Source organism: Leminorella grimontii ATCC 33999 = DSM 5078, assembly GCF_000439085.1.
Classification (GTDB): domain Bacteria; phylum Pseudomonadota; class Gammaproteobacteria; order Enterobacterales; family Enterobacteriaceae; genus Leminorella; species Leminorella grimontii.
The window spans coordinates 1-1843 of record NZ_AUUA01000036.1; the positions used below are offsets into that span (position 1 = coordinate 1).

The 1843-nt window shown below is 46.1% G+C and carries 1 protein-coding gene and 1 pseudogene; both read right to left on the bottom strand.

Annotated elements, in window-relative coordinates:
* Positions 1–926, bottom strand: a pseudogene (locus tag G544_RS20985) (autotransporter outer membrane beta-barrel domain-containing protein); the annotation flags it as partial.
* 752 nt (positions 927–1678) lie between these two features.
* Positions 1679–1843 (bottom strand): autotransporter outer membrane beta-barrel domain-containing protein (locus G544_RS21895; RefSeq protein WP_147654629.1); only part of this gene is annotated, 165 nt, incomplete at its 5' end.

Genomic DNA, 1843 nt, shown 5'->3' on the forward strand with positions numbered 1-1843 from the left:
GCCAGCATATTGCCGTCAATCGTATACTGCGCCGCTCTGCCAGTAATGGTGCTGTCTACGCCGCTCGCATAAAAAGCACGCCCGGCGTCAACGTCGATATTGGCGCCGGTAACCGCGATAGATCCCGCAGAAGACGCAGCTATCGCCGCTGAATATTCACTTCCCCCGCTAATCGTCACGTTGGCCGCATCGGCAAAGTCAATCTCGCCGGCGCTAGCAAAAATGCCGTACAGCGCCGCCGTTGAATCGTCGGTGACGTTAGTAATTGTCACTGCCTTTTGCGCCGAAACCTTCGAGCCCGCCACGTGCGCGAGGATCCCCGCCGTGCCGTCGCCGCCGTTCAGCATATGAATTTCGGTCGTACCATTTAGCTCTACTTCACCTCCCAGCACCGGCGTGCCGCTACCGAGCGTAATCGCCTGTGCGCGGATCCCATACATGGTCGCCGCGCTGTCTGAGTTAAGATTAATGGACAGGCCGTCTTTAGTAATGAACTTAGCGCCGCCAAGATAGGCAAACAGGCCTACAGAGTAGTCACCCGCCCTGTTGAGAGTCACCGTGGTATTTTCATTCACCGTGACCGTCATTTCAGGAATAAACGTAGCAGAATGGCCGGCCTCAATGTCCAACCCCGTAATCTCGGTACTGCCGTTTCCGTTAACGGTAAAAGACGAACCGGCTGCAAACTCGGCGGTGACTTTATCATTGGTGCCGGGACCCACCGTCACTGAACCATTTTTTAACCGAACGGCAGTAACGGCGCCGGCGCTAGGATTAGGCGCACTGTCTACGTCAACCACCACCGTTGTTTTTCCCAACGTCATTAAGCTGTTGAATACGCTAATACCAACGCCTCGGCCAATGCCGGTTATTTTATATTTGACATTAACGTCGTCGGAGTAGGTGAATGCGTTGTTATCAAGCAAACTTATTCCCCATTGGTCAACAACATCAACTTCTCCGCTATGAGATATAAGAGTGGCTAAATCGGTAACACTGGTCGTCGCGGGGGCTGCATAAACCGTACTGCTAAGTGCAAGACATATACTGAAAGAAAGCAGATTCTTTTTATTCATAAGGCATCCATACTGCATGATAACAGTCCGTTATTAGTTAATTTATATAAACAATAATGTTCCGCTTATTAGAATACATAAAAATAAAATAACCATCAAATGCGTGTTTGATAATTTTATAGATCGTTATTATCCGCCCTGACCCATGAAAATAAATGAATTTAATATTAAATTAACAAATTATAACAATACAATAACCATTCATTCCCTAAAACAGCGAAACAAAAAACTAAAAAAACAAGACAAGATACGAAAAAACAAAATAAACACCTAACAAAACCGCTTTTACATGAAAAAATCAAAACGTGGTTATTAATACAAAGCTAACTATGAAAAATTATTAATTTGTCGACAACAATAAAATCACACTACGTTAATATAAGAGTATTTTAAAAATGAAAGTGTGGAATATAACGATAATTAACTAAAGGTGTTGCATTAACCGCCGGACATAAAAACCAAAGAGATCCGCTTTCAATGGCACACCAGGCGAAGAATACCCCATCTAATTTATCCTTTTAGGGGTTGTACAGGCGGAATCAAACTCAACTTACAATAGAAAAGGCCGGCATTCGCCGGCCTTTTGAACAGAGAAACAGCCCTCAGAAGCTATACTTCACGCCCACCATCGCGGACGTATCGCTGTATCCCTTATCCCCCACCTGCTGGGCCGCGTTACCCCACAGGTTCAGGCGCTTGGAGAGCTGGCCTTCGACGCCGATTTTTACTTCGCCGATGTTCTTCGTGCCGCTCATCTCATTCTTCAC